Source organism: Agrobacterium sp. V1, from assembly GCF_030518355.1.
Classification (GTDB): domain Bacteria; phylum Pseudomonadota; class Alphaproteobacteria; order Rhizobiales; family Rhizobiaceae; genus Agrobacterium; species Agrobacterium cucumeris.
Window position 1 is genome coordinate 959,988 of the sequence record NZ_JAULSF010000002.1, and the last position, 26,171, is coordinate 986,158.

The following is a 26,171-nucleotide window of genomic DNA, read 5'->3' on the forward strand; positions in this document are numbered from 1 at the left end:
AAACTTCGGCGCGGGAGTTCATCGCTCCCGCGTCGTCTGCGCTGACCGATCATCTTTGGGAACAGGAGCCTTGATTGCCTGTCATCAGGACATCACGCTTCGGCCTTAAGCGTCATTGATGCGCCGCCAATATGTTCTTCTCCTCATTGCCCTTACCCAGATTACCGGCTGGGGTTCGGTGGGAATCCTGCCGGTGCTTGCCGGTCCGGTCGCGGCGGAGTTTGCGACCTCCCTTCCATCGGTTTTTGTTGGAACCTCCGTCATGTTCGGGGCTATGGGACTTGCCGCGCCGTGGGTCGGTCGGGCGTTCCGCCGGTTTGGGGCACGTCGGGTCATGGCGGCCGGCGCCGGCCTCATGGGATTAGGCCTCTCCCTGCTTGGCTTGTCTGTGAACCTCACGATGTTCTGGATGAGCTGGGCTCTGACAGGGCTTGCGGGGGCGATGTTCCTCACAACCTCCGCTTATGCCTATATTGCCGAATATGCCGAGGATCAGGCACGCAGCCTGATTGGGACACTTATGCTGGTGACCGGCCTCGCCGGCAGCATCTTCTGGCCAGTCACCACGTTCCTCGACCATGGGTTGGGGTGGCGCGGTGTTGTCTTCGTTTATGCCGGCACCATGACCATGGTTGTCTGCCCGCTGGTATTGTTCGGTTTGCCGGCTACACATCAAGCGGCTCCTGCGGCAGCGGGTCATGGCAACCGGAAAAAGGGACGGGTCTTCATGTTCCTGGTCGCTGCCATCGCACTGAACAGCTTTGTCACCTTTGGCATTGATGCCATTGGCATACAGCTTTTGCAGGCGATGGGAATGGAACTTGCAAGCGCTGTCGCTGTCGCCTCGCTGCTTGGTGTTTTCAAGGTTGGCGGTCGCGTCATCGATCTCGTGGGCGGGCGAAGATGGGACGGATTGTCCACTGCGGTCGTATCGGGTGCGATGATCCCCGTGGGCCTTGTTGCGATATGGCTCGGAGGAGCGGGGTTTCTCGCCGTGGGTGGTTATCTCATGTTGTTCGGCGTCGGTAGCGGGGCTTTCGCGGTGGCGCGGGCAACCATGCCGCTGGTGTTTTTTGAAAAATCCGACTACGCGGCCGCGATGGCTACCATCGCACTGCCGATGAACCTTATCAATGCCCTAGCTCCCCCGGTTCTGGCGGCGTTGATGGGCGGTATCGGCCCGCAGGCGGTGTTTGCGGTGCTCGGGATCATGAGCACGGCAGCATTCGCGGTTTTGTTGCAGCTGAACAATATGAGGGTGCGGCAAGCTGTGGCTGAGTAATGGCGTGGGACGTCGATCACGACCGGCTACGCATCGCCGTGGAGGCGACAAGCCTCGTTCCCGCCGAAAGCGCCCGCCAGTGTCGGGAACCAAGTGTTAACCGACCCGCTTGAAATTCCCATTGTGGTAACCGCGGTGAAACGTGCCGTGTCGAAAATGACATCCGACAAATAATCGGACCATAGATGACGATGCGTTTCACCCAACTCAGGCTTGCCGGACCGGCTGCAGTGCTTATCGCCATATTGCTGGCAGGGCTGGCGGCCATTCCCTATTATGGTGTTGCGCGTCTCGATGCGGAGCTTCGCGCGCGGCAGGAAACCCTGGTGGGACGCAATATCTCCATATGGATTTCCGAAGTGGAGTTTGCGCTGACCGCATGGACGATCTGGGATGAATCCATCGCCAAGATAGACAATCTGTTCGACCTTGAGTGGACCGATCGCAATATCGGACGGTCGCTCATCGGCACGTCGCGTACGCGTTTCGTCAGCATTCTCAACGGCGACGGCGATCTGATCTATTCGAAGACGGATGACGAGGTGTTGTATCGCCCGTTTTTTGCCCGCGGCGCGGATGTGGTTACGCAGGACGCGCATTCGCTTGTGGATGCCGTGCGCGAAAAGGAACGTGGCGAAAGGCCGGAGGGCATTCCGCAGCCGATCGCCTTCAGCAAGATCGAAGTGATCGGTGATGATGCCGTCCTTTTGACAGCCAGCCTCTTCCAGTCGGACTTCAGGACGGCGACACCCCGGGGTGAAAAGGCGCCGGTGCTCATCTCCGCAATCCCCATCGGCGGCAGCCTGCAGGAATTTCTCGGAAACCGCTTCCTTCTGGACGATGCTTCCGTCGGGCCGGCCAGCAGCGTTCCGGCAGACCGCGCAAGGGTGGAAATCGCCATGGGGCCGAATGGGCAGGCACAGGCGCTGTCCTGGCAGCCGCTGACCCCGGCGCGGGATCTGCTCCGTCAGTCCATGCCGCTTGCCGTCACGGTTCTTGTCGTGCTCATAGCCGGTGGCATCTTCGCGGTGCGGATTTCCCGCCGTGCGGTTCATTCGCTTGTCGAGACCGAAAAACAGATGCGGCACGCTGCCACCCATGATTTTCTCACCGGGCTGGCCAACAGGTCGCTCGTCGCATCCGAATTCTCAAGGTTGTCGCAGCAGGGAGACCTGACTGTCGCCTGTCTTGATCTCGACGGTTTCAAGGCGATCAATGACAGCCACGGACACGCTGCCGGGGATGCCTTGCTCAAGGCGGTTGCCACCCGCCTTCGCGCTGCCTGTCAGGACCGCGACGTGGTGTTCCGCTTGGGCGGGGACGAGTTTGCCGTGCTGATGCCCGCCATTTCCCTTGCCGAAGCCGAGATGCGCTGCCGGCAGCTGTGCCTGCTTCTCTCCGAGCCCTATGTTGTCGATGACAGCATGATGATTATCGGTGCGTCCTTCGGGTTGAGCAGCGTCATCGGGGCGGAAACGTCCTGCGACGAGGCCTTCCGCTGCGCTGACGAAGCGCTTTACCGCGCCAAGGGTGAAGGGCGCGGCAAGGTGATGACATCGATCTGTGAGATTGAACCCGTTCGCCGGTTTGGCTGAACTGAGGGGTGGGTAACCCCTTGATGCCCGATGACAGCAGCCGGCAATCGCGCTACCGAAGACAGGATGCGCCGCCACCGATTCGGCCCGGAACGACGGTCGCATATCACATAAAGACAAATCTTTTATGCGGCTGCGATCTGCAACGGGGACGTTCGCCAAATCGCGCCGGCCGCTTTCTGGGGGACAGACGACGATGAGCGATACAGGTGGCTATTTTCCGCGCTGGCGACTGAAAACCGAAGGGCGCATCATGCCGGATGAGCGGTTGCCCGCCGGGCAGACCGCGGTTCTCGGTTTGCAGCATGTTGTCGCCATGTTCGGCTCCACGGTGCTTGCGCCGCTGATCATGGGGTTCGATCCGAACGTCTCCATCCTGTTTTCCGGCATCTCGACGCTGATCTTCTTCATCGCCGTCGGTGGCCGCGTGCCGAGCTATCTCGGTTCGTCTTTCGCTTTCATCGGTCCCGTGCTGGTGGCAACCGGTGCCGCAGCCGGTGCGGCGAGCCCGAATATCGCGCTTGCGCTTGGCGGCATCATTGCCGCGGGCGTGCTTTATGCCCTGATCGGCGTTATCGTCATGATTGCCGGCCACAACTGGATCGAACGGCTGATGCCGCCGGTCCTGACCGGTGCCATCGTTGCGGCGATCGGTCTGGTGCTTGCGCCGATTGCCATAGCCAGCGCCTCCGGCACCGGCCCCGGCAATCCCGATGGCGACCAGCTGTCGCGCTGGATTGCGATTTTGACCGTCACATCCGTCGGTGCAATCGCGGTCTATGCGCCCGGCATGGCGCGACGCCTGCCCATCCTTCTCGGTGGCGCCATCGCCTATATCGCCTATCTGGTGCTGGCCAACGGCTTCGGTCTCGGCAAGTCCGTGGATTTTTCAGGCGTTGCGGCCGCGTCCTGGTTTGGGCTGCCGACATTTACCACGCCGGTATTTTCCGCCTCGGCAATCGCACTGATCGCGCCTGTCGTCGTCATTCTGGTGGCGGAAAATCTCGGACATATCAAGGCGATCGGCGCGATGACCGGCCGTAACCTCGATCCTTATCTCGGCCGCGCCTTCATCGGTGATGGCATCGCCACCATCTTTTCCGGCGCGTTTGGCGGAACCGGAATGACGACGTATGCCGAAAACATGGGCGTCATGGCGATTACCCGCATTTTCTCGACGCTGGTTTTCATCGTCGCAGCGCTGGTTGCCATCATTCTCGGTTTCTCGCCAAAATTCGGCGCGCTGATCCAGACGATACCGGGGCCCGTCATCGGCGGCCTGTCCGTCGTGGTGTTCGGCCTGATCGCGGCGACCGCCGGGCGCATCTGGGTCGAGAACAAGGTCGATTTTTCCGAGCCGCGCAATCTCATCACCGTGGGTATCGCGCTGGTGCTGGGTGCCGGCAACTTCAAGCTCAATGTCGGCGGTTTCACGCTGGATGGCATCGGCACGGCGACGATCGGCGCCATCGTCTTTTATCATCTCCTCAGCCTTGGCGCTCCGGCCCAGGGGAAATCACGCTAAAGACTGAGGCCCGGAAGAACCGCTCGAATGTGATCGCCAAGCGCCTTGGCCGCCGATGATGTCTGGGGATCGGAAAATGCGATGGCTATTCCGATCGTCGGCAGCGGCGGCAGGCCATCGCTGACGATATGAAGGTCGGGCGGAACGGCTGTTTTCGTCAGCACGCTGATGGCGTGGCCGGAGCGGGCGATGGCGATGAGGCCTGAAAGGCTGGTGCTGGCAAAGGCGACCCGGTAGCGGCGATTGGCGCTTTCCATGGCATCGCAGGCCGCGCGATGATCCAATGTCGCTGGTGCCGAGAGCGCCAGCGGCAACACGTCCTTGGTCAGCAGGTCGGGTTCCGGCCTGTCCGCCACCCAGACGAAACTCTCCCGGCGCAGAACCTCGGGATGATCGGGATCGGCCTGTGAGACCAGCGCCATGTCGATCTGGCGGCGGCGCAGCAGCGGATGCAGCTCTATGGTTGGCGCGCAGACCATCCGCAGGTCGACTTTCGGATAGGTTGCGCAGAAGCCCCGCAGCAGTTCCGGCAGGAAGGCGATGGAATAATCCTCCGGACATCCAAGGCTGACGGTCCCCTGAAGGATAGCCTCGCTCATATCCGCAAGGATTTCATCGTGCCGGGCAAGCAGCGCATTGGCATGCGCAAGCAGCTTTTCTCCCGCGGCAGTCACCCGCACCCCGGAACCCGTTCGTTGCAGCAGGTTGTGGCCCACCTGCTCCTCAAGCCGCTGCATCTGCGTACTGAGGGCCGATTGCGTGCGCCCAACCTGCATGGCGGCAACGCTGATGGAGCCGGCGCGGGCGACGATGACGAAGTTCTTGAGAAGCGTAAGGTCGAGCATGGAGATATCAAAATTATCAATATCTGCTTCAGATACTATCAATTGGACTGCCTGCGCAAGGGCCTGTTACCGTTCTTCAGGATCACCTCTTTGGGGAACGTGCCATGGACAACATTTCGAAAAACGCCATTTCGCTGAACGATGAACCGGCCTTCTGGGCCGCCGCCAACAAACACCTGACCCGCTATGGGCCGGCCTTCGAAGAAATCATCGTCGAACGCGCCGCGGGAAGTTTCGTTTATGATGCGGATGACCGCGCCATTCTCGATTTCACCTCCGGCCAGATGAGTGCCCTGATCGGCCACACCCACCCGGATATTGTCGCCACCGTCAACCGGCAGATGGCCTCGGTTGCGCATCTCTTCTCCGGCATGTTGTCGCGCCCCGTCGTCGAACTTGCGGCACGGCTAGCGGCGCTGGCGCCTGGTCTCGACCGTGTGCAATTGCTGACGACAGGGGCGGAATCCAATGAAGCGGCGATCCGCATGGCAAAGCTTGTCACCGGAGGCCATGAGGTCGTGGCGTTTGCCCAGAGCTGGCATGGCATGACCGGCGCTGCGGCATCTGCCACCTATAGTGCCGGTCGCAGGGGCTATGGCCCGGCGACAGCCGGTTCGCTGGTCATTCCGGCCCCGAATGCCTACCGCCCACGTTTCCGCAACCCGGATGGATCGAATGACTGGCAGGCCGAGCTTGACGATGCCTTCGAGCTGATCGATCGCCAGTCGACCGGCAATCTCGCCGCCTTCATTGCCGAGCCTATCCTTTCAAGCGGCGGTATTCTTGAATTGCCGCTCGGTTATCTCGCCGCCCTGAAGAAGAAATGCGAGGAGCGCGGCATGCTGCTCATCCTCGACGAAGCCCAGACCGGCGTCGGCCGGACGGGGCACATGTTCGCCTTCCAGCGCGATGGCGTGACGCCCGACATCATGACGCTCTCCAAGACGCTCGGCGCCGGCCTTCCGCTCGCAGCCGTGATGACAAACGCCGAAGTGGAGCAAAAGGCCTTCGAGAGGGGCTTCCTGTTCTATACGACGCATGTGTCCGATCCGCTGCCGGCGGCTGTGGGTGTGACGGTCCTTGACGTGGTTGCGCGTGACGGTCTTGTGGAACAGGCGATTGCCCGCGGAAAGCGCCTGAAGGACGGGCTTTTATCCTTGCAGCAGCGGTTCGAATGCGTCGGCGACGTGCGCGGTCGCGGGCTGCTGCTGGGGCTGGAAGTCGTGGCCGACAGGCATACGAAGGCCCCGGGTTTCGAACTCGGTGCGCGCATCATGCAGGAAGCGATGCTGCGCGGCATGAGCATGAATATCGTCAAGCTGCCCGGCATGGGCGGCGTTTTCCGCATCGCTCCGGCGCTGACCGTGTCGGATGCCGAAATCGATCTTGGGCTGGATATTCTGGCGGATTCCATCAAATCCGCGCAGGCCGTGCGATAGGCCGTGATGCGCGCCTGACCGTCAGATTTCAGGCGAGCGGGCGGGGCGGGATCCACTCCTTTCAGAAGTGAACGCCATCCGATATCCCCACGGAAAAATCGGGGCTGCGGATAGTCCGCAGCCCGGCCAATCGGCTCAGGACGTTACGACGATGATGGGGCCAATCTTGTATGTCTGAACCTTGAGTGCGGTGCGCAGGAAGTTCAGCGCCCCCTCCGTATCGGTAACGAAGAGCGTGCCGCTGACGACCCGTCGAGCGGTCGCTTCGTCTCCTATGACGATGCGCCCGCGGAAATGCCGCTGTATTTCCTCGATAACATAGGAAAGCGGCACGTTGTCCACGGTGAGCTGGCCGCGACGCCAGGCGAGAGCGGTCGCGGCATCGGTTTTCCGGATCGTGCTTTCGCCTGTCTCGTTCAGGTGAAGCATTTCTTCACCTTCCGCGATTTTCACCGGGGTACTTCCCTCAGTCTTGAACTCTACCCTTACGGAATGTTCCGTTACGGCAACACGCGTGTCCGTCGCGCTTTGGCGAACATCGAAAGCCGTGCCGAGGGCTGTGACCAGCGTATCCTCGGTGCTGACGGAGAAGGGACGTTTTTCATCCGGAGCCACCTGGAAGAAGGCCTGCCCGCGCAGGAGCCGAACCGTCCTTCGACCGCTGGTGAAATCGAGTGCGATTGCCGACGATGCGTTCAACTGGACCCGCGAACCATCTTCCAGCGTGACTTCCGGCATTTCGCCGGCGCCGGACATGACATCCGCGCTCAGACGCATTGGGCCATCCAGGGCAATGAAGAGTGCGCCGGCCGAAATGATTGCCACGATTGAAGAGATGATCGCGTTGCGCCCGCGTGGTGAGGTCTCAACCGGCATGTCACGAAGCCCGGCATCGGAGCGGATCGCAGTTCTCGCTTCGCCGAGAATGCGCTTCGCAGCCGTGTAGGCCCGACAGTTTTCCGGATCCTGCTCCATCCAGCGACGGAACTCAGATCGCTCCGTTTCGGGCTGTTCGGGGTCGCGGTTGCGAAAGACCCAGTCGGCCGCATCTCTGTTTCGCTTGCGCTGATCGCGCGTCAGACGTCTACGTTGCACGGAACGCTCCAATTATGCTCTCCAATGTGTAGACGAATGAACTGCGTGGATTGGGATGTTTACTCCATTTCGAAAAGGCGGTCGAGGCAATGGCTGAGCGCGCGCCTGAGGTGCCGGTCGACCATATTGCGCGAAATTTTCAACTTTGCGGCAATCTGGTCCGGTGAAAGATGATGCAGCCTGTGCAGCACGAATGCCGTCCGCCGTTTTTCGGGCAGGTCGGCAATGGCCTGTTTCAGGATCGCCAGCCGCGCCTCGACCGCCAGTCCCTGATCGGGAGCGCTGTCCATCGCGACGACTGCCCTTGCATCTTCATCGGAGCCGGAGAAAAGCCGGGACTCGAACTGCTCGCGTCTGATCCTGTCAATCCGCATATTGGATGCGGCGCGGCACAGAAATGCTTTTATCGACCGTTTGCCGGAGAGCGCGTCCGGCTGCAATGCCAGTTTTACATAGAGATCGTGGACGATTTCCCGCGCGGCCCCGTCTGACCGGCTTCGTCCGCCCACTGCCTTGATGATATCGCCGTAATGCTCGACGATCGCCCTGTTCAGCAGGTCGGTTCCGTCACTTTCATTGAGGCTGGCCGTCGACGTCCGCATCGCTTTCCTGATCCTCCGCAAGCTGCAATCTGCGACAACTGAAGGGGCGAACAAGGAGCGCAAACCGCAGCTCTCCAAGGCCTTCGTCCGACCCAAGTCATCATCCGGCAGCAGAGTTTTGACCCATCATCGCCGTGGAGGAATTTCTACTGGTGGGTAAAAAGCGATGCAAGTGCAATGATTTACGGTTTGTGCCGAGAAAAAATCCTTCGCCGCACAAAAGAGGATATTTTTTATCATGTTTATGTCTGGATTCATTACATCTTTTGGCCTTGCGGAGGAAGGCGTGGGGATGCGTGAGGCAGGATTGTAATTTACGAAAAAGCTAACCAATGTTGCGAGGCCGCCACAGGTCGCAGCTCGCCTCAGCTGCGGGACGGGACGGGGACACACATCGGCGTTCCCGAAAGCGGATCCGGCATGATGACGGCGTTGACGCCGAAGACATCGAGAACATTCCTGTCGGTAATGACGGCGCTTGGCGTTCCGGCGTCAAATATCCTGCCATCCCTGATGAGAACAATCTCATCGGCGTAACGGGCAGCCTGATTGAGATCATGGAGCACCGCGACGATGGTGCGACCCCGATCATGAACAAGCTGCCGGATCAGATCCAGTATCTCGATCTGGTGGGCGAGATCGAGGAACGTCGTCGGTTCATCGAGAAGAAGAATGTCCGTTTCCTGGGCGAGCGCCATGGCGATCCATGCGCGTTGTCGCTGGCCGCCTGACAGGGATTCCACCTGTCGGCCGGAGAGCGACGTCATGTTGGTCAGATCAAGGGCATGGGCGCAGGCATCCTCATCACGGCTGGACCATCGTTCGAAAAGCCTGCGATGCGGATAACGCCCCTGACGGACCAGCTCGGCGACCGTCAACCCTTCCGGGGCCTGGGGCCCTTGCGTGAGGACGCCGATCTGTTTTGCCCGTTCCCGTGACGGCATTTTCCGTGTCGGCCTCTCGTCGAGAAATATCTCTCCCTTCATCGGGGCGAGAAGCCCGGCAAGCGCGCGCAATATCGTGGATTTGCCGCAGCCGTTTTGGCCGACGAGAACGGTGAAGCGCCCGGACGGGATTTCGAGGTTCAGGTCGTCAACGATGACGGAGCCGTTATATCCAAGGGAAAGCGCTCGTGTCGCGAGGTGATAGTGTTCAGACATGCCTGCGACCCTTCAGAAGATAGGCAAAAAATGGAGCACCCAGCAGGGCCGTGACGATACCGGCCGGCAGCTGCGCCGGTGCGATGATGGTGCGGCCGACAATATCGGCAATCAACAGCAGAAGACCGCCTGTCAGCGCGGCAACGGGAATGAGGGTTCGATGGGAATGGCCGGCGATCCGCCTTGCAATATGCGGGGCGATCAGTCCGACAAAACCCACCAGCCCGACCATGGCGACGGTCGCTCCCGATATCAACGTGCAGAGCAATATCAGGAATGCCCGCATGAGATTGACCCTCTGTCCCAAGCCTGTCGCCACATCGTCGCCGAAACGGATTAGATCCAGTTGCCGGCAGGAGAACCAGCTCAGGGCGAGCGGAGCGGCGAGCCAGATCAGGAGACTTTGGACCTTGCTCCAGTCGGCGCCGTAGACACTGCCCGAAAGCCAGATCATCGCGCGCTGAACATCAACGACATTGCCGAATGCGGTCAGAAAGCTGGTTCCCGCGCCGGCAAGCGCGCTTAGGCCGATCCCGACAAGGATGATCCGCAGAGAGGAAGTTCCGCGTTTCCAGGACAGGGCGTAAACCGCTGCCGCCATGGTGACGGCCCCCGCAAAACCCGCCCACGGCAGAACGGCTGGTGAAACATCGGCAAAAACGATGATCACCACGCTTGCGAAAAGCGCTGCGCCGGCATTGATGCCGAGAACGCCGGGTTCCGCCAGGGGATTGCGCATGACGGTTTGCGAAATCGTCCCCGCAACGGCAAGGCCTGCGCCCGCGAGCAGGGCCAGGATCGCCCTCGATAGCCGGAATTCGATGACGATCATCTGCAGGTCGGGTGAAGCCCCGCCGATGACCGCATTGGCAACGTCACGCCAGGCAATCGATTGGTCACCCCACATCATTGCAGCAACCACGGCCAGCAGGTTGAGAATGATCAGAACAGTTATCGCGCGTGTCACGGCTTATCTGCCCCCGTGCGATAACGTGCCAGCCAGAGGAAAAACGGCGCTCCAATCAGCGCCATCGTGACGCCAACAGGAAAACTCTGGTTGGCGAGGATGATCCGTCCGGCGAGATCGGCGACGACCACCATGGTCGCTCCGATGACGGCGCTGAAGGGAACGACCCAGCGGTAATCGACGCTGATTGCCAGGCGCACGATGTGCGGCACAACGAGACCGACGAAGCCGACCGGTCCGGCAAGTGCGACGGCGCTGCCGGACAGGAGAATGACGATGACGACCGACAGGCTGCGCCAGAGGGCCGGGTTCTGGCCAAGCGCAGTGGCGACATCGGTTCCAAGGCTCAAGGTCGTCAGATGTCGGGCAAGGACAAGTGATCCGAACAGTCCGGCAAGCGAATAAGGCATGACGGTGAAGACCTGATCCATCGTCCGGCCGCTCAAGGAACCGACGGTCCACAGGCGTACCGCATCGAGTGTCGTCTGGTCGAAGATCAGAATTGCCGTGGTAAGCGAGGTGAGGAATGTTGCGACCACCGCCCCGGCCAGCACCATCGCCAGCGGGGTCGCGCCGATGCGGCCGACGGAACCGATGAAGAAAACACACAGTGCTGCGAGTGCCGCACCGGCAAAAGCATACCAGACCTGCGCATTGCCACCCGAAGCGCCAAGGATCGTCAGGCTGGCGACGACCGCGAAGGCTGCACCGGCATTGATGCCAAGAAGACCCGGCGACGCGAGAGGGTTTCTTGTTACCGCCTGCATGATTGCGCCTGATACCGCAAGGCCGGCTCCGGCGATCATCGCCGCTGCAACGCGGGGCAGGCGCAGCAATGTCACGACGAGATGATCGCGCGAGCCGTCAAAGCGGAAGATTGCAGACAGCACCGTTGACGGCGACATGGGGTTTGGCCCGGCCGTTATGGCCACGACCGCAGAAACCAGTAGGCATGCGATTGCAAGAATGAGCAGTGCCGCACAGGAAAACTCTGCACGGCGGAAATGAATCGGTGTGTCTGCTCCTGACGGTCTGCGAAACGGTATCACGGTTTGCCCGGCAGATATTGCTCGATGTCATCGAGAACCCGGTTTGCGGAGCCGATGCCGTTGAAGCCCATCCATGTTTCGCGTGTGACCCGGTGAGCGTTTCCAGAGGCGACCGCCGGCAACATTTGCCAGAACGGGTTGCTGGTCGTGCGTGCGGCAAGCGCATCGTCCTGGTTCGCGTCATATCCGGCGGCAACGACGTAAAGGAGGATGTCGCCGTCGAGAAGGGCAAGGTCTTCCCATTCGGGCCGCTTGAAGACGGTATTATCCTGCGTCGTTTCGTAGGCGCTTCGCTTGACGCCGGCATCACGCAGAACCGCATAGGGCGCATAGGCGGCCGGGCCGTCGAGATAGAGATGAAAGCCGCTCGGCGTTACCCGCAGAACCGACATCGTGCGGGAGCCTGTCTTAGTTCTGATGGCGGCGACCCGTTGTTCGTAGCCCGCCAGCATTCGGGTCGCATCGGCGCTTTTTCCGGTAATCATCGCCAGGATGCTGAAATGTTCCTTCCAGTCCTTTGCGTCGATGAGGGCGGTCGGCGCGATCTTGGCGAAGTTCTGGTAGGATTGGCCATGCAGCGTTGCGTCGCCGATGATGAGATCGGGTTTCAGGGCGACGATGCGTTCCAGGCTCGGCTGACGCGCGTCGCCTATATCGGAAACGGAGGCTTCCTCGGCCTTTTTCTTCAGATCGCGGTCCTGAACGGTCAAAAGCGGCGCGCCGACCAGCGGCAGGCCCAGCTCTAGCGCCATTCCCAGATTGTAGAACGGATCAAGCGCGACGATCCTGCGTGGTGCATCCGGCACACAGAGGGGGGCGTCATAAACCCCTGATGTAACCGACTTGCCCGGACATTGCGCCGAGGCACCGGAGGCAAAAAGCCCGATCAGCAAGATGACAAACGATCGCAGGATCATTCTTTACTCCAGAAATGGAAACCTGCGCGGCGTGGAAGCCGCGCAGGAAATGGATCAGAATTTGACCTTCAGGTTCAGACCGACGCTGCGGCGCTCGCCGAGCGTGGCGGCGACATCATTGTCGTTGTAGACAAAATATTCCTCGTCCAGAAGGTTTTGTGCGAAGGCGTTGAGTTCCCACCGCTCGGTCTTGTAGCCGGCCTGCAGGTTCACGATCCAGCGGCTGTCGAGATAGTCGTGCGGCAGGCTGCCCAGCCGTGCCAGATAGCTCGACGTATATTTCGCGTCCGCGCCGATATAGACGCCATTATCGAAGGTGTAGCGGGCGCCAAGGCCGAGTGACCACTCAGGCGCTTCCGGGAAAGGCAGGCCGGACAGATTGCCGTAGGCAAGGTCGTTGAAGTCCTTGAACTCGGTATGGACATAACCGAGCGAGGCGAAGGTCTCGAGATTGTCGGTTACCTTGAACGATGGCTCGAACTCGAAGCCCCATGCTTCCGACGATGCCGCATTGATGATGCGGCGGGTCGTTGCATCCGTGGGATCGAGCTGCATCTGGACCTGCTGGTCCGAATATTTGGTGTAGAAGATGTTGGAGTTCAGGGTCAGCCGGTCGTCCAGGAATGTTCCCTTGTAGAAGAGTTCATAGGTGGAGGCCGTTTCGGGTTCGTAGGTATAGGAGGTGCGCCGGAAGGAATCGTAGCTCGCGCCACCTGTCCGGAACCCCTGGGAATAGGTAACCCCGACAGTCTGGGTGTCGGTCAGTTCCTTCGACAGACCGATTTTCGGCACGAAGTTGGTTTCGTGGAAGGATGCCGCATAGTCCGTCAGAACCGTCCGGGTGCCGCCAAGCGGCTGCGTCCGCAGAAGATACTGCGTTATGTCCTGATCCGTATAGTCGAGGCGTCCGCCAAGGGTGATTTTCCACGTCGGAACGAATTCATATGTCGCCTCTCCGAACAGGGCGGCATTGAACGATTTCTGCGTGTTGCGCTGGAACTGGTTGCGGTTGACGGTGGCGCTTAGCGGAATGGTACGGTCGTAGAAATTCTTCTCGTCTTCATAGGAGAAATAGACGCCGCCGACCCAGTCCCATCTGTCGCCTTCATAGTTGAGGCGCAGCTCCTGTGAGGCGATAAATTCCTTGTAGTATCCATGATAGGTGTTGATTTCGCCCGCGGTCCCATAGTTGGGCGAGAAGCGGTCGGTGTCGGAATAGCTGAAGGTTGAGAGGGAGGTCAGCTTCAACTCGTCTGAAAAATCATGCGTGATTTCCAGTCCGACATTATGCACTTCGGTCGGGCGATATTCTATGTAGGCAGGGATTTGATAATCGCCGCGTTTCTCATCGAAACGGAAGCGCGAGGCGCCTGCCGGGCCGCCAATGTCGCGGACATAGGGGTCGTCATGGGAGAATGAGTAACTGAAGAGGGCGCGTGTTTCCGGCATTTCCGCCGGTTCGAACAGCACCTTGCCGCGGATCTGGTAATAGAGATCGTGCGTGAAATCGTTATATCGATCGTAACCCACGAAGGTCGGATAGTTGATGTCGTTTTCGCTTCTCTGGATTTCGCCGGAGATGCGAACGGCAAGCTGGTCGTCCATCAGCGGCGTATTGACCATGAATGCGGTGCCGTAGAGATTGCCGGTGCCGATCGTGGCCGAAACCTCTGCTTCCTTCTCGAAGGTCGGATCCTTGGTCTTGATGTAGACTGCACCGGCCATGGCGGCGCGTCCCGAAAGGGTCGACTGCGGGCCACGATAGATCTCGACCTGCTCGACGTCGAACAATCCGCGCGCGCCACGCCGTGCGCCGCGCACCGTCTGCTGAACGCCATCGACGTAAAGCGATGCCAGCGGCGCTCCGCCGGGAACCAGGCCTTCCGAATTGACACCACGAATGATGAAGCCGCCATCCACCCAGTCGGCATCCATCACGTTCGCCATGCGCCGGAAGCTGTCGCGAAAACTGTGTATTTGTCCATCGGCAATTTCCTGCGCGGTGACGATACCGATGCTCGAAGACGTGCTGGCCAGCGTCGTGGCATTGCGGGCGCCGTAAATCGTGATCGCCTGCAGCACCGTCGTGCCGTCGCTGCCGACAGCATCGGTATTATTTGCGGCAACGCTGAGGACGATCTGATTTTGACCCGCGAAACGCGACTGGACGCCGGTGCCGGCAAGCACTGCGTCAAGCGCCTGGGACGGCGTCAGATTGCCGGAGGCGCCACGGGACCTTTTGCCATTGGCAACCGATCCGTCAAACATGATCTGCAGGCCGGTTTGTGTGGCGAGCTGATTGAGGGCGGAGGTGAGCGGCCCGGCGGCAATCGAAATCTGTCGCGGTGACGCGCTTGTCTGGCCGGTGCCCTGCGCTGCGGCCGGCGCATGCATGGCCAGAGCAGAAACCGAAGTTGCGAGCAGCATTGCCACCCATCCAGCCAGACCGGTTCGAGCCGTTCTGGCGTTAATTCCCTTGCATTCCATTGAAGCCCCCGCTCCCGCGCGCTCGATAAGCTATTCAGACAAAAGGCGGTAAAATCCGCCCACTCATGCTGAAGACGAACAGGGAAGGGGCTATGGGACTCTCAAGTCGAAATAAATTTATGAAAATAATAATTCTACTTCAGGCAGAAATGGGCGCGCATTTCCTGTAGCAGACAGGCGTCCCGTTCATCGCTGGACTTCAATACGCAGGTCGGGCACTTTTCCGCACCCTCAACGGTATAGTACCGGCAGCATCCGCCCCGCGCGCGAAACGTGTAGGTGAATGGTTCCTTCAATGCGCTGTCATGCAGGGTAAGGTCAAAATACCCCAGCTGACGGTTGTTCAGCGGCGATCCCTGTACCTTGACGATCGCCATTGCCGTCGACAGAGCATCGGCGAGACAGCCGAACCGTCTTCCGACGTCAAGAAATCTGCCGGCGATGGCGTCTCCCACCAGCCGCCACTGCGCATTCTTCGAAAAGCCGGTTCTTTTTGCCAATGCTTCCACCAGCGGATGGAAATGTTGCTCGACGCCCATTCTGAAATGCTCGCAGAGGCCTGCGTGGTCCGTGACTGTCGAATGCGGCCCGTCATCCCGATCCGCAAAGATCTGCGGTGACAACAGCCTCACGCGGGCCCGCCGCACCGTCATCGGCTCTCCATCATGCTCGCCATGATGGGTATAGAACTGCAGCGAAAAGGCATCAGGCGACATATCAGGCACGATGCCGCGGCCAACCAGCAACGGAACTGTGGCCATGAAGAAGATGTAGCAATAGTCGCTCATCAGAAATGCGGCGCGGCTTTTGAGGTCAACGCCGGGATCGAACGACCCCTCATAATCCAGGAATTCCTGCAATGCCGAAGGGCTGGAAAACAATTCGGCAGCGGTTGTCCAGCCGGGAAGCATTGCGCCGGTGCTGCACGGCACTTCGGGCCACATGGACTGCTGGAGAACGGTCGCTTCCGTCAGAATATCGCTGGCTTCGGGGATGCCGGCAGTTTCATGATGTCTCATTGTCTGCCGCATCCGTCAGATTCGCATCTCAAATCAGGTTCATGCCTCTCTCGCTGAAACAGCCCCTGCCTGCATCGCATCGGTTTGCCACAGCTGGCCCAGTCTGCCGATTAAGTGCGCAAACGCTTGCGGAGCAAGCATATGCGACCCTTCGATCCGATGCATGGTGACATCCTGACCGATACAGCTTTCCCACGCACGCGCCGCATTCCAGCTGACCAGATGGTCGGCATCGGCCACGAATACATGTACCGGAAGCGTAACAGGGACATGCGGGGGCGTAAATTCATAAGTCTCGCAAATACGAAAATCGTTGCGCAGAACGGGTTCGAACAGAGCCATCGCCTCGGTGTCGCGTAATATCTCGTCCGGCGTACCGCCGATTTCGACCAGCGACTGGTGAAAATCCTCGCGCGTCATGACGTGAATGGGCTCACGCCCTTCGAGAACACGGTCGGGCGCGTTCGAGCCCAGAATGTAGAGTGCTTCCGGGAGCGGCAGGCCCCGGATGGAGAGGTGCCGGAGCAGCTCATAGGCCACCACAGCGCCCATGGAGTAACCGAACAGGGCATAGGGGGCCTGAAGCAGCCCGGAGATTTCGTGTCCCACATGTTCCGCAAGGCTCTGGATATCGTGCGGCAGCGGCTTGGTGAAATGCGCTTCGCGACCCGGCAGGGCGACTGGGGTGACGTCAAAGACGCTCTCAGAATGAACCCATGACCGGAACAGGCTCGGGCCGGCGCCGGCTGGCGGAAGGCAGATCAACCTGGGACGAACTGTCATTGTGTGTCCTTGTATCATATTTCAATCGCATTGTGTTCGCCCACGGGCGCGGCGGTTGCTTTCAGCGCGTCGATGAATGCTGCAAATGCCGCAAGGACCGGACGGTCGAACAGGACTTTTACGGGAAAATTGATCGCAAATTCTCGCCGTACCCGGTTGACGACCCGGGCAGCCAGAAGCGAATGGCCACCGAGGTCGAAGAAATTATCGCTATTGCGCTCGGCCTCGACTTTGAGAACCTCTGCCCAGATCCGGGCGATCCTTTCTTCCGTTTCCGTCCAGGCGGTAGCCGGAGACGAAGCGGAGAGGGGTAGATCATTGCGTGTTTCCGCCGAAGACTGCGCAGGCCTGTCGATATGCACCGGCCTTGCATCCGTATCGGATACGTGCGGAACCGTTGGAGTGCCGCTGGCCATCTCGCCGATTGTCTCCCCCAGCTCATTCAGGAAAGCCTCTACCTCCTGCACGGCAATACTGCGCCTGTCGTATCGGGCGGAAATCGCGATCTTCGTGGCGTCGGCAGCGGCAAACAGGGTGAGGGGATAGTGGGTCCATTCATCGACGTCGACGCCGGTCACGGCGAATGTCGCTTCCGCCGATATGTCTCGGGGCACGGGATAGTTTTCAAAGACCAGCAGGCAGTCGAAAAGATCGCCCCGCCCGGCCTGTATCTCGCGCAACGGCAGATAGTCATGCTCCGCACAGGCGGACTGGCGTTTCTGCAATGTCTGCAGCCATGGGGCAAGGTTGCCCTTTTCAACGTCGATGCACACCGGCAGCGTGTTGATGAACAGGCCGACCATGTGTTCCACACCCTGTAGTTCAGGTGGACGCCCGGCCGTTGTCGCACCGAAGACGACATGTCTGTTGCCGGTTTTTCGGGCCATGACGATGGCAAGTGCGGCCTGCAGCAGGGTATTGGGGGTAATCCCCATGTCCCTGCACAGTTTTGCCGCCTGCGTGGAAACTGCGGGATCGCAGGCGAGGTGATGACTGGAGAAATCCGCCTCGCCGCCGGTGGCGTCGCGGGTAATCCTGCACGGTCCGTCGATGCTGGCAGTGTAGTCCGTCCAGAACGCACGCGTCGCATCACGCTTCCTGCTTTTCAGCCAGGCAATATAATCCACATAGGGCCGTGGTGCGGGTAGCGGCGGACGTGATGAGCCGCGCTGTCTCTGATAGGTCCTGAAGGCGTCTTCGACGATGCGGCCCGCCGACCATCCGTCGAGAATAATATGATGATACTGAAGTACCAGACGCGAATTTCCCCCGCCATAGTCGATCCATTGCAGGCGGACCAGCGGAGCGGCCTTCAGATCGAAAGCCTGCCGCCGGTTGGTGGACAGAAGCGCACGGAGGCGGCTTTGCTGCTCCTCTACATCAAGACTGGACCAATCCAGTTGCGACCAGGCGAGGCTGGCATCGCCGTGGACCACCTGAAAGGGTTCGTCTCTTTCTTCCCAGTGAAATGTAGTGCGCAAAACGGCATGGCGCGACACCATCTCGCTCCAGCAATCATGCATGATTTGCGGATCGATCGCGCCTCTCAGTTGCAGGACGATCTGCGGCACGTAGACGCCTTCGTCAGGCGTGGCGATGGAGTGGAACAGCAATCCTTCCTGCATCGGTGACAGCGGATAGATGTTTTCGATAGCCGGGCGGCGGCGGCTTTCAAGCGGGCGATTGTCCATTGTGTCACAAGCTCTTTAGCAGATTGTCGAGTTCGTCCTGGCCGAGATCCATCAACGGGAAATCAGAAATGCTGTAACCAGCACCTGAACCATCAAGGCAATGCTGGATCAGCGTTTCAAGATTGTCCCGGAAATGGCCAGCCAGCATCTTGATGGTGTCCCCGGAATGCAGCTGCGCGCCATAGACCCATTGCAATTGCAATTCGCCACGCACCACCATGGCATTGATCTCGAGGATCGTATCGCGCGGGTTGCCGGGGCCGTACATCGGACCGGAGGTGATGCCGGAGGGAGCAAACAGGCTGTCGGCGCCGAACATGGCATCCATCTGGCCGAGATAGTTGAAGCGGACCTGCGGTTGGCCGTAGTCCAAATGCCCACCCCTGTTGCGAAGATATTTCAGAACACCGAAACCCACGCCATTATTGGGAATTCGCCGCAGGGTGTCCTTGACGTCGAGAAGCAGGCGGTCTGGCGTAGCGTCATCGGGCGTATCGAACAATACGGGATAAAGCGCGGTCAGCCACCCCACCGTTTCGGAAATGTCGATATCCTCGAACAGATGCGGTCTGCCGTGGCTTTCCATTTCGAGGCGCAGGCGTGGCTTTCCGCTCCATTGCCGCAGCGCCAGATAAAGGGCTGCGACCAGAACTTCGTTCGAGGCGATGCTGAAGCATTCCGGCACATCCCGAAGCAGTTGCCTTGTTGTTTCGGCATCGATCGTCTGCCGGTACGTCACCGCATCCGATTGAGTATTGCTGCCACTCTGGTCGTCGAGCGGCAGCGCCTGCACGTCTTCTTCGCAGATGCCGCGCCAATATGCCTCCTCTCCATCGAAAAGCACCGACCGCGAAAGCCGGCTGTTCCAGCTGCCCGCCGTGACCGCCCCGGAGCGGATGGTGCCCGTTTCCAGATAATGCCGCTCGATATCCGCGACGATCATTCGCCAGGACACGCCATCGACGATGAGGTGGTGGGCCGCGAGGATGAGGCGCCCGGAACCATCGGGCAATGTCGCGAAAATCGCGCCGAAAAGAGGCCCGGCACCAAGGTCGACGCTGGCGTGGAGCTTTCTGGCAAAATCCGTGACGTCGTTCTCATCCGTGGCGGCCAGTCGCTGCATGAGGGGCATCGCCGAAAGAGGGGCGAATTTCTGTTGCCATTGCCCGTTTTCACGCAAAAATCTGGCGCGAAGCGACTGATGTTCATCGAGAACTCTGGCGATCGCCTTTTCGAGCTGGTCGAGATCGAGAGATCGGGTGGGTTTCAGGATCAGTCCCTGGTTCCAGTGGGAGAGATCGGGCAGGTCCTGATCCAGAAGCCAGCGCTGAATCGCGCCGAGCGTAGCGTCGCCATCGGCATGACCGTTTTCGGCCGTCGCAGTGCTTTCCGTGCATGTCGCTTCTGCGAGCGATGCGAGCGTGGGGTAGAGGAACACGTCGCGCGGGGTCATCCTCAACCCCTTCTGGCGGGCCTGTGAAACCAGCTGGATGGCAAGGATGGAATCGCCGCCGAGCGAGAAGAAATTGTCGTTTCGCCGGATGTCTCCGCAACCGAGCAAGCCTTGCCATATCTGCGCCAGCACGTCTTCCTGGTCATTGAGCGGACTTGCAATTTCACCGGAGCGCTCGCCATGGGCTGCCGGGTCCGGCAGCGCGGATCTATCCAGCTTACCATTCGGCAGGCGTGGAAGTGCGTCGAGCCTGGTCGCAAGCACGGGAATGAAATGCTCGGGCAGGCGTTGCCGGAGAATTGCGACAAGTTTGGCGATTTCGAGGGCAGGATCACCGGCAATCCACATTGCCAGGCGCGGATGATTGGAGGCGTCGCGCCAGAGCCCGGCAACGGCCTCGTGCACCCCTTCCTGCTGAAGCAATACAGCCTCAATTTCACCCGGTTCGATACGAAAACCGTTGAGCTTCAACTGCCGGTCGCCGCGCCCCATGTAATCGAGGCCACCATCATCACGTCTGCGCACGACATCGCCGGTCTGATACATAACGCGGTGTTCGCTGCAATCGGCAAAAGGGTTGGGCAGAAAACGCTCGGCGGTCTGGCCGGGCCGGTTCCAGTAGCCACGCGCCAGCCCACTGCCGGACAGGAACAATTCACCGGGAACTCCAACCGGCACCTCGTTTAACTCGCCGTCGAGTACATAGGCGCGGGTATTGGCAATCGGCACGCCGATGCCGAACCATTCTCCCGATTTGGGCACCGGCGCCACCGTCGAATACGTCGTGTCTTCCGAGGGGCCGTACAGGTTATAGAGGCTTTCGACATGGTCGTCGGCGTATATCCGCGCGACAAGTTCACGCGGCAGCGGCTCTCCCGCAAGGCAAACCGTTTTCACGCTCTCCGGCAGGGGCCCGAGTTTGAGCAGCTCGGACATTGGCGTCGGAACGGTGTTCACCAGCGTTACTTCACCTGAAAACGGTGCGCTCGGGAAAGCGAAGAGATCGTCCACCATGAAGATGCGTCCACCCGCCGCAAGCGTCGCAAATATTTCGAAGATCGAAAGATCAAAGCAGATCGAGGTGGAGGCGAGCACGCCGGACAGCTGGTCGCCGGTGAAGCTGTGCAGGCACCATTGCACGAAAGCAACGGCGTTGCGATGTTCGATGGCCACACCCTTCGGCCTGCCGGTCGAACCTGATGTATAGATGATATAGGCAAGATCGGAGCCTGACGTCGCTGGCGTCGGCACGGCGCCGCCTGCCAGACTTTCCACCATACCCGGCGTCATGCAGCGGAAATTCTGTCCGACAGCCGAAATATCATCCTCTGTCGTGACCAGAATGAGTGCCAGATCGGCGTCCGCGGCGATGAATTCTATGCGGTCGGCGGGGTAACGCGGGTCGAGCGGCACATAGGCCGCGCCGGTGCGAAGAACTGCCAATATGGCGACCACCAGCCCCACGCTTCTTTCAAGGCGAATGCCGACGCGTTTCCCACTGCTTATGCCGGCTGCGGTGAGCCCGCTGGCGAGCCGGTCGGCTCTTCGGTCAAGTTCGGCATAGGACAGGCTTCGGTCCTGATCAGTGACTGCTATTGCCTGCGGATTGGCGTCAGCACTCGCTTTCACGAAGTCGTGCAGGCAGCGCCGCTGCGGCTGAAATGCCGCCTCCGTCTCGTTCCATTGCCGCAGCCTTTTCTGCTGGCTGCCCGACAGCAGGGACAACCTGTCGAGTGGCACATCAGGGTGTTCCACAATCTTTTCAAGCAGGGCGACCAGCGCATCACCAAGAGATTCCATGGTTGAGCGGCGGAAAAGATCGCTGCGATATTCCAGACGGCACGAAAGTTCGTGCGCTGTTTCATGGATGAACAATGTCAGGTCCACACGCGACGACGTATCGGGAAGCACCAGTCTTTCCCAATCCATGCCGGCAAGCGAAATGGCTTCGCGCCGGGTTTCGACGGTCGAGACGAGCATGGCCTGGAACAGCGGGTTATGGCTCCATGTCCGGGGAAGTGAGAGCGCATCAACCACTTTCTCAAACGGCGCGGCCTGGTTGGCGAAAGCGCTTAATGCCGTGTCGCGGGTTGCCTTCAGTGCTTCGTTGAAGCTCTCGCCGCCCTGGGTCTGCAATCGGATCGCCAGCGTGTTGGCAAACATCCCGATGATGTTTTCCAGATCGGGGTGGAACCGCTCGGATATCGGTGTCCCGATGACGATATCGCGCATGCCGCTGGCGCGCTGGAGCAGCGTCGAGAATGCTGTCAGCATTCCCATGAAGAGGGTAGCGCCTCGCTGGTCGCAGAGTTTTCGCAATCCTGCGAGCAAAACTGCATCGAGCGAAAAGCGGATGCTGTCACCCGAGAAGCCCTGTATGGCGGGCCGCACAAAATCCGTCGGCAACTCCAGCAGCGGCGGAGCGCCCGCAAGTGTTTTATGCCAATAATCGACCTCGCCCTTCGTGTCCTGTTCCCGCTGCCAGATTGCAAAATCCGCATATTGCAGCGGCAGCGCCCCGTCTGGCGGTGCGGTTTTCTTTAAGAGGGATACATAAAACTCAGCAACATCGTTGAGCAGAATTTCCGCTGAAAGGGCGTCACCGATGATGTGGTGCAATATGAAAAGCAGAACATGGTCCTGCGGGCCGGTGCGGAAGGCGTGAATGCGCAGCAGCGGAGCAACGGCAAGATCGAATGGCCGGCGCGCGCAATCGAGCAGGGCGGCCTCGAGTTCCCTATCGCCGATCTCTTCCGGCACGATCCGGAATGTCATCTCGGGGTCAGTCTCGACGAATGGCTTGCCATCGACGGAGACGAACCGGCTGCGCAGGATATCCTGTCTTTGCGCCGTCAGTTCCAGCGCATGCGAGAGGATTGCGAAATCGAGCGGTCCCCTGATCTTCAGGGCAAACGGAATATTATAAAGCGGGCTGTCCGGTTCAAGCTGCGCCAGCGCCCATTGTCTGTTCTGTGCATGCGATAGCGGTGTTCGGCCGGTATGGTTCCGCTTTGCCAGTCCGGATGAACCCGGTTCCGATCCGCGTCCGGTGATGGCCACCAGCGCATCGACGGCACCGGCAAATTCCGCAAGTCTGGGTTTCTCAAAAATGGTGCGCAGCGGCAGGTCGACGGCAAATGACGTCCGCAAACGCGCCAGCATCCGCGTCGCCAGCAGGGAATGGCCGCCAACCGTGAAGAAATTGTCGTCGCGGCCGATCTTCTCGGCGCCGAGCAATTCACGCCATATAGCCGCAACCATCTGCTCGGTGCCATCGCGCGGAGCGGCATAGGCGGCTGACGAGACGATCTGTTTTGGTCGTTCAAGCCGCTTGCGATCGATCTTGCCATTGGCGTTCAATGGAAAACTGTCCATCCAGACATAGGCTGAGGGAAGCATGTAGGAGGGAAGCTGTGACGCGAGCGCGTTGCGGATCGCTTCCTCGTCCACCACGCCAGTCCCGTGGCGGCAATAGGCGACAAGATTGCCCGAGCCTTCCTCATCCTGCCAAAGGGTAACGACGGCCTGTTCGATGGATGACTGCGAGGCAAGGATCGCCTCGATCTCGCTGAGTTCGATGCGGAAACCGCGAAGCTTGACCTGAAAATCGGCGCGGCCGACATAAAGAAGGTGTCCGGCGGCGGAACGCCGCATCAGGTCACCGGTTCGGTATAGCCTTGACGCTTCAGGCCGATCGTTCGAGCCTGCGGCTGGGCCCTCGGCGAATGCGCGCGACGTCAGATCGTCCCGGTTGAAATAGCCGGGGCTCAGACCTTCGCCACCGATATACAGTTCTCCGACGACGCCTGCGGGCACCGGCATCAGCGCGTCATCGAGCAAATGCAGCTGCGTGTTGGCGATCGGCTCGCCGATCGGCAGGGCTGGAAGCTCCAGATGTCCGGGGGTTATGCGAGTGCAGGTGGACCAGATGGTCGTTTCGGTCGGGCCGTAGAGGTTCCACAATTCGCTACCGGTCTCCAGCAGGCGGCGGGCAAGGCCCGGCTCGAGCGCTTCGCCGCCGCAAAGCATCCTGAAACCCGCCGGAGCCTTCCAGTCGGCATCGGCCATCAGTCGCCATGTCGCGGGGGTTGCCTGCATCATCGTCGCGTCATGGTTCCGGATAAGTTCCGAAAGGGCCATATCGTCATAGACATCATCGGCTTCGGCGATGATCAGCAGGCCGCCGACCATGAGCGGCATCAAAAGCTCGAGGGTGGCGATGTCAAAGGCCGGCGTGGTGACGGCGAGGAACCGGTCTTCAGCGGTCATGCCCGGCCGTCTCGCCATGCTGGTCAGAAGATTGACCAGGCTTTTCTGCCGGATAGGCACGCCTTTCGGCCTGCCCGTCGAACCCGATGTGTAGATGATATAGGCCAAATCGTCAGGCAACGTCTCGCGGTGCGGATTACCGAAGGAGCCGGTTGCGCGCAGCAGAGGTTCAATCGCCATGCAATCGGAAGGATATGCCGCTTTCGCAGCGTCATCGTCAGCCTCGCTGACGAGAATGATGTCAGGCTCGCAGTCCTCGAGAATGAGTGAGCGCCGTTCCGCCGGGTGCCCGGGGTCGAGAGGCACATAATGGCCTCCGAGTTTCAGCACCGCGAGGATGGCGATGACGAGGTTTTCGGAACGCGGCAGGCAGATGGCGATGCGGGGATGGGATTTGCCGTTGCCGATGCGACCACGCAAACCGGACGCCACGCGGTTGGCGGCATCATTGATATCACTATGGGAATATTGCCGGTCGCCGCAGCGCACGGCCGCAAACGAGCCGCGCGCCTTTGCCGTCTCTTCCAGCAGCGCTGCGACATCTCTCAATGGAAAGGCGGTGGTCGTCCGGTTGGCAGCCGCTATGGCCGCATGCTCTGTCTCGTCCAGCAGGTCGATTTCGGCGATGCGACCGCCGGGATTCGACACGAGCCCGCCGAGCAGTCTCATGAAATAGTCTGAGAAGCGTGCCACCGTCTCAGGCAGGAAAAGTTCGGTATTGAACTCGAAAATGCCGCTGAAACCTTCGGTGCCTCGTCCCTCGTGCATGTCGAGGCTGAGATCGAAACGCGAGGCGCCTGAATCGAGCGCGATCGGCGTGACCTTGATATCGCCGAGGTCGAAAGTTGCACCCGACGCATTGTGAAGCACGAAAGTCGATTGGAAGAGGGCGTTATGGCCGATGTCACGCTCGACATTCAGCGCATCCACCACCTGCTCAAAGGGGACATCCTGGTTGGACAGGGCTTCAAGCGTTGTCTCCCTGACCCGTTCGAGCAGCGCATCGAAAGTGTCATTCGGTTGCAGGCGGGTCCGCATGACGAGATTGTTGACGAACAGCCCGATGAGGTTGCGGGTCTGCGCTCTGTTGCGGTTCGATGCCGTCGTGCCGATGCAGATGTCGTCGGATCTCGAAAGGCGGGCGAGCAGAATTTGATAGGCCGCCAGCAGCACCATGAATGTCGTCAGTTTCCGGCTTCTCGCCAGATCCTTGATGGCGGCGGAGAGTTCCGGCCCAAGGTGGAACTTGTGCCGGGCACCGCGAAACGCCTGCGTCACCGGCCGGGCGAAATCGAACGGAAGTTGAAGCAGCAGCGGTGCATCACGAAGCTGTTCGCGCCAGTAATCGACCTGGCCGGAAAGCTCCGCAGTGCCGTTGCGCTGCCATTCGGCATAGTCGCGATACTGGATATCGAGTGCCGGAAGCTGGCCGGTGGAGGGAGATCCGGACGCGCTATAGAGCCTGTGGACCTCGTCGATGAGGATCTGCAACGAGGCGTAGTCGGAAATGATGTGATGGATGACCATGACGAGGATATGCTCGTCAGGTGCGACGGAAAACAGGCCAACGCGAAACAGCGGACCTTGCGAGAGCTCGAACGGCTCCCGCGCGAAGCGGCTTATGGCGGCATCGCGTGCGGTCTCGTCATCGCCCGGTTGGTGAAAGCTGAAGTCTGCCGTTGACCGGGAGGAAATGACCTGGAACGGCTCTCCGTCAATAACCTTAAAAACCGTCCGCAGGCTTTCATGGCGCTCTACGACGATATCGAAGCAGGCCTTCAGCCTGTCGCGGTCGAGCGGACCTTTCAGCCTGATGGCCAGAGGTATTGAATATGCGCCTGAGCCGGGCTGCATCTGCTCGACGAACCAGATACGTTCCTGAGCATGGCTCAGGCGGAAATTCTTTTTTTCGGATGCCTGCTGTCCGGCCATCATGCGCTGCAGAAGCTGGCGCTTTTCATCTGCGGTCAGTCGGGAAATATCCATCGTGTTC

The 26,171-nt window shown here is 60.0% G+C and carries 16 protein-coding genes; 4 read left to right on the top strand and 12 right to left on the bottom strand.

The window, feature by feature from the left end; all coding sequences use genetic code 11:
* Positions 1 to 118 precede the first annotated feature (118 nt).
* The 3 genes from QSV77_RS18465 to QSV77_RS18475 all read left to right on the top strand — a co-directional run bounded on the left by QSV77_RS18465 (position 119) and on the right by QSV77_RS18475 (position 4,402).
* Positions 119 to 1,282 (top strand): MFS transporter, encoded by a 1,164-nt coding sequence (locus QSV77_RS18465; RefSeq protein ID WP_302734586.1) that lies wholly within the window; start codon positions 119 to 121, stop codon positions 1,280 to 1,282.
* A gap of 185 nt (positions 1,283 to 1,467) precedes the next feature.
* The gene (locus QSV77_RS18470) at positions 1,468 to 2,877 is read left to right on the top strand and encodes a diguanylate cyclase (protein ID WP_302734588.1); all 1,410 of its coding nucleotides are present in this window, start codon (positions 1,468 to 1,470) and stop codon (positions 2,875 to 2,877) included.
* A 196-nt stretch (positions 2,878 to 3,073) separates the two neighbouring features.
* The gene (locus QSV77_RS18475; protein ID WP_302734589.1) at positions 3,074 to 4,402 is read left to right on the top strand and encodes a solute carrier family 23 protein; all 1,329 of its coding nucleotides are present in this window, start codon (positions 3,074 to 3,076) and stop codon (positions 4,400 to 4,402) included.
* Here QSV77_RS18475 and QSV77_RS18480 read toward each other — a convergent pair.
* Positions 4,399 to 5,247 carry a LysR family transcriptional regulator gene (locus QSV77_RS18480; protein ID WP_302734590.1) on the bottom strand — a complete coding sequence of 283 codons (849 nt, stop codon included), beginning with the start codon at positions 5,245 to 5,247 and terminating at the stop codon, positions 4,399 to 4,401. The genes QSV77_RS18475 and QSV77_RS18480 overlap by 4 nt on opposite strands.
* A 104-nt stretch (positions 5,248 to 5,351) precedes the next feature.
* On the opposite strand from QSV77_RS18480, the gene QSV77_RS18485 reads away from it, so the two are divergent.
* Positions 5,352 to 6,686, top strand: a complete 1,335-nt coding sequence (locus tag QSV77_RS18485; protein ID WP_302734591.1) for an aspartate aminotransferase family protein — start codon at positions 5,352 to 5,354, stop codon at positions 6,684 to 6,686.
* Positions 6,687 to 6,821: 135 nt separating this feature from the next.
* Here QSV77_RS18485 and QSV77_RS18490 read toward each other — a convergent pair whose 3' ends face one another.
* The 11 genes from QSV77_RS18490 to QSV77_RS18540 all read right to left on the bottom strand — a co-directional run bounded on the left by QSV77_RS18490 (position 6,822) and on the right by QSV77_RS18540 (position 26,164).
* The gene (locus QSV77_RS18490; RefSeq protein WP_302734592.1) at positions 6,822 to 7,781 is read right to left on the bottom strand and encodes a FecR family protein; all 960 of its coding nucleotides are present in this window, start codon (positions 7,779 to 7,781) and stop codon (positions 6,822 to 6,824) included.
* Between the two features lie 59 nt (positions 7,782 to 7,840).
* Positions 7,841 to 8,383 (bottom strand): RNA polymerase sigma factor, encoded by a 543-nt coding sequence (locus tag QSV77_RS18495; protein WP_110760087.1) that lies wholly within the window; start codon positions 8,381 to 8,383, stop codon positions 7,841 to 7,843.
* Positions 8,384 to 8,748: 365 nt separating this feature from the next.
* A complete protein-coding gene (locus tag QSV77_RS18500) occupies positions 8,749 to 9,543 on the bottom strand; it encodes an ABC transporter ATP-binding protein (RefSeq protein WP_302734593.1) in 795 nt (264 codons plus the stop codon).
* Positions 9,536 to 10,510 carry an iron ABC transporter permease gene (locus tag QSV77_RS18505; RefSeq protein WP_302734594.1) on the bottom strand — a complete coding sequence of 325 codons (975 nt, stop codon included), beginning with the start codon at positions 10,508 to 10,510 and terminating at the stop codon, positions 9,536 to 9,538. The genes QSV77_RS18500 and QSV77_RS18505 overlap by 8 nt, the downstream gene beginning before the upstream one ends.
* Positions 10,507 to 11,559: an iron ABC transporter permease gene (locus QSV77_RS18510; RefSeq protein ID WP_302734595.1), complete on the bottom strand. Its 1,053-nt coding sequence runs from the start codon at positions 11,557 to 11,559 to the stop codon at positions 10,507 to 10,509. Before QSV77_RS18510 ends, QSV77_RS18505 begins: the two co-directional genes overlap by 4 nt.
* Positions 11,556 to 12,476, bottom strand: coding sequence for an iron-siderophore ABC transporter substrate-binding protein (locus QSV77_RS18515; protein ID WP_302734596.1), 921 nt, complete (start codon positions 12,474 to 12,476; stop codon positions 11,556 to 11,558). The genes QSV77_RS18510 and QSV77_RS18515 overlap by 4 nt, the downstream gene beginning before the upstream one ends.
* Positions 12,477 to 12,530: 54 nt before the next feature.
* The gene (locus QSV77_RS18520; RefSeq protein ID WP_302734597.1) at positions 12,531 to 14,903 is read right to left on the bottom strand and encodes a TonB-dependent receptor; all 2,373 of its coding nucleotides are present in this window, start codon (positions 14,901 to 14,903) and stop codon (positions 12,531 to 12,533) included.
* Positions 14,904 to 15,097: 194 nt separating this feature from the next.
* Positions 15,098 to 15,982 carry a ferric iron reductase gene (locus tag QSV77_RS18525; protein WP_302734598.1) on the bottom strand — a complete coding sequence of 295 codons (885 nt, stop codon included), beginning with the start codon at positions 15,980 to 15,982 and terminating at the stop codon, positions 15,098 to 15,100.
* Between the two features lie 39 nt (positions 15,983 to 16,021).
* The gene (locus QSV77_RS18530; RefSeq protein WP_302734600.1) at positions 16,022 to 16,765 is read right to left on the bottom strand and encodes a thioesterase II family protein; all 744 of its coding nucleotides are present in this window, start codon (positions 16,763 to 16,765) and stop codon (positions 16,022 to 16,024) included.
* Positions 16,766 to 16,779: 14 nt separating this feature from the next.
* Positions 16,780 to 18,456: a condensation domain-containing protein gene (locus tag QSV77_RS18535; RefSeq protein WP_302734601.1), complete on the bottom strand. Its 1,677-nt coding sequence runs from the start codon at positions 18,454 to 18,456 to the stop codon at positions 16,780 to 16,782.
* A gap of 4 nt (positions 18,457 to 18,460) precedes the next feature.
* Entirely contained in the window at positions 18,461 to 26,164 is a 7,704-nt protein-coding gene (locus QSV77_RS18540; RefSeq protein ID WP_302735269.1) for a non-ribosomal peptide synthetase, read from the bottom strand.
* Positions 26,165 to 26,171: the final 7 nt, after the last annotated feature.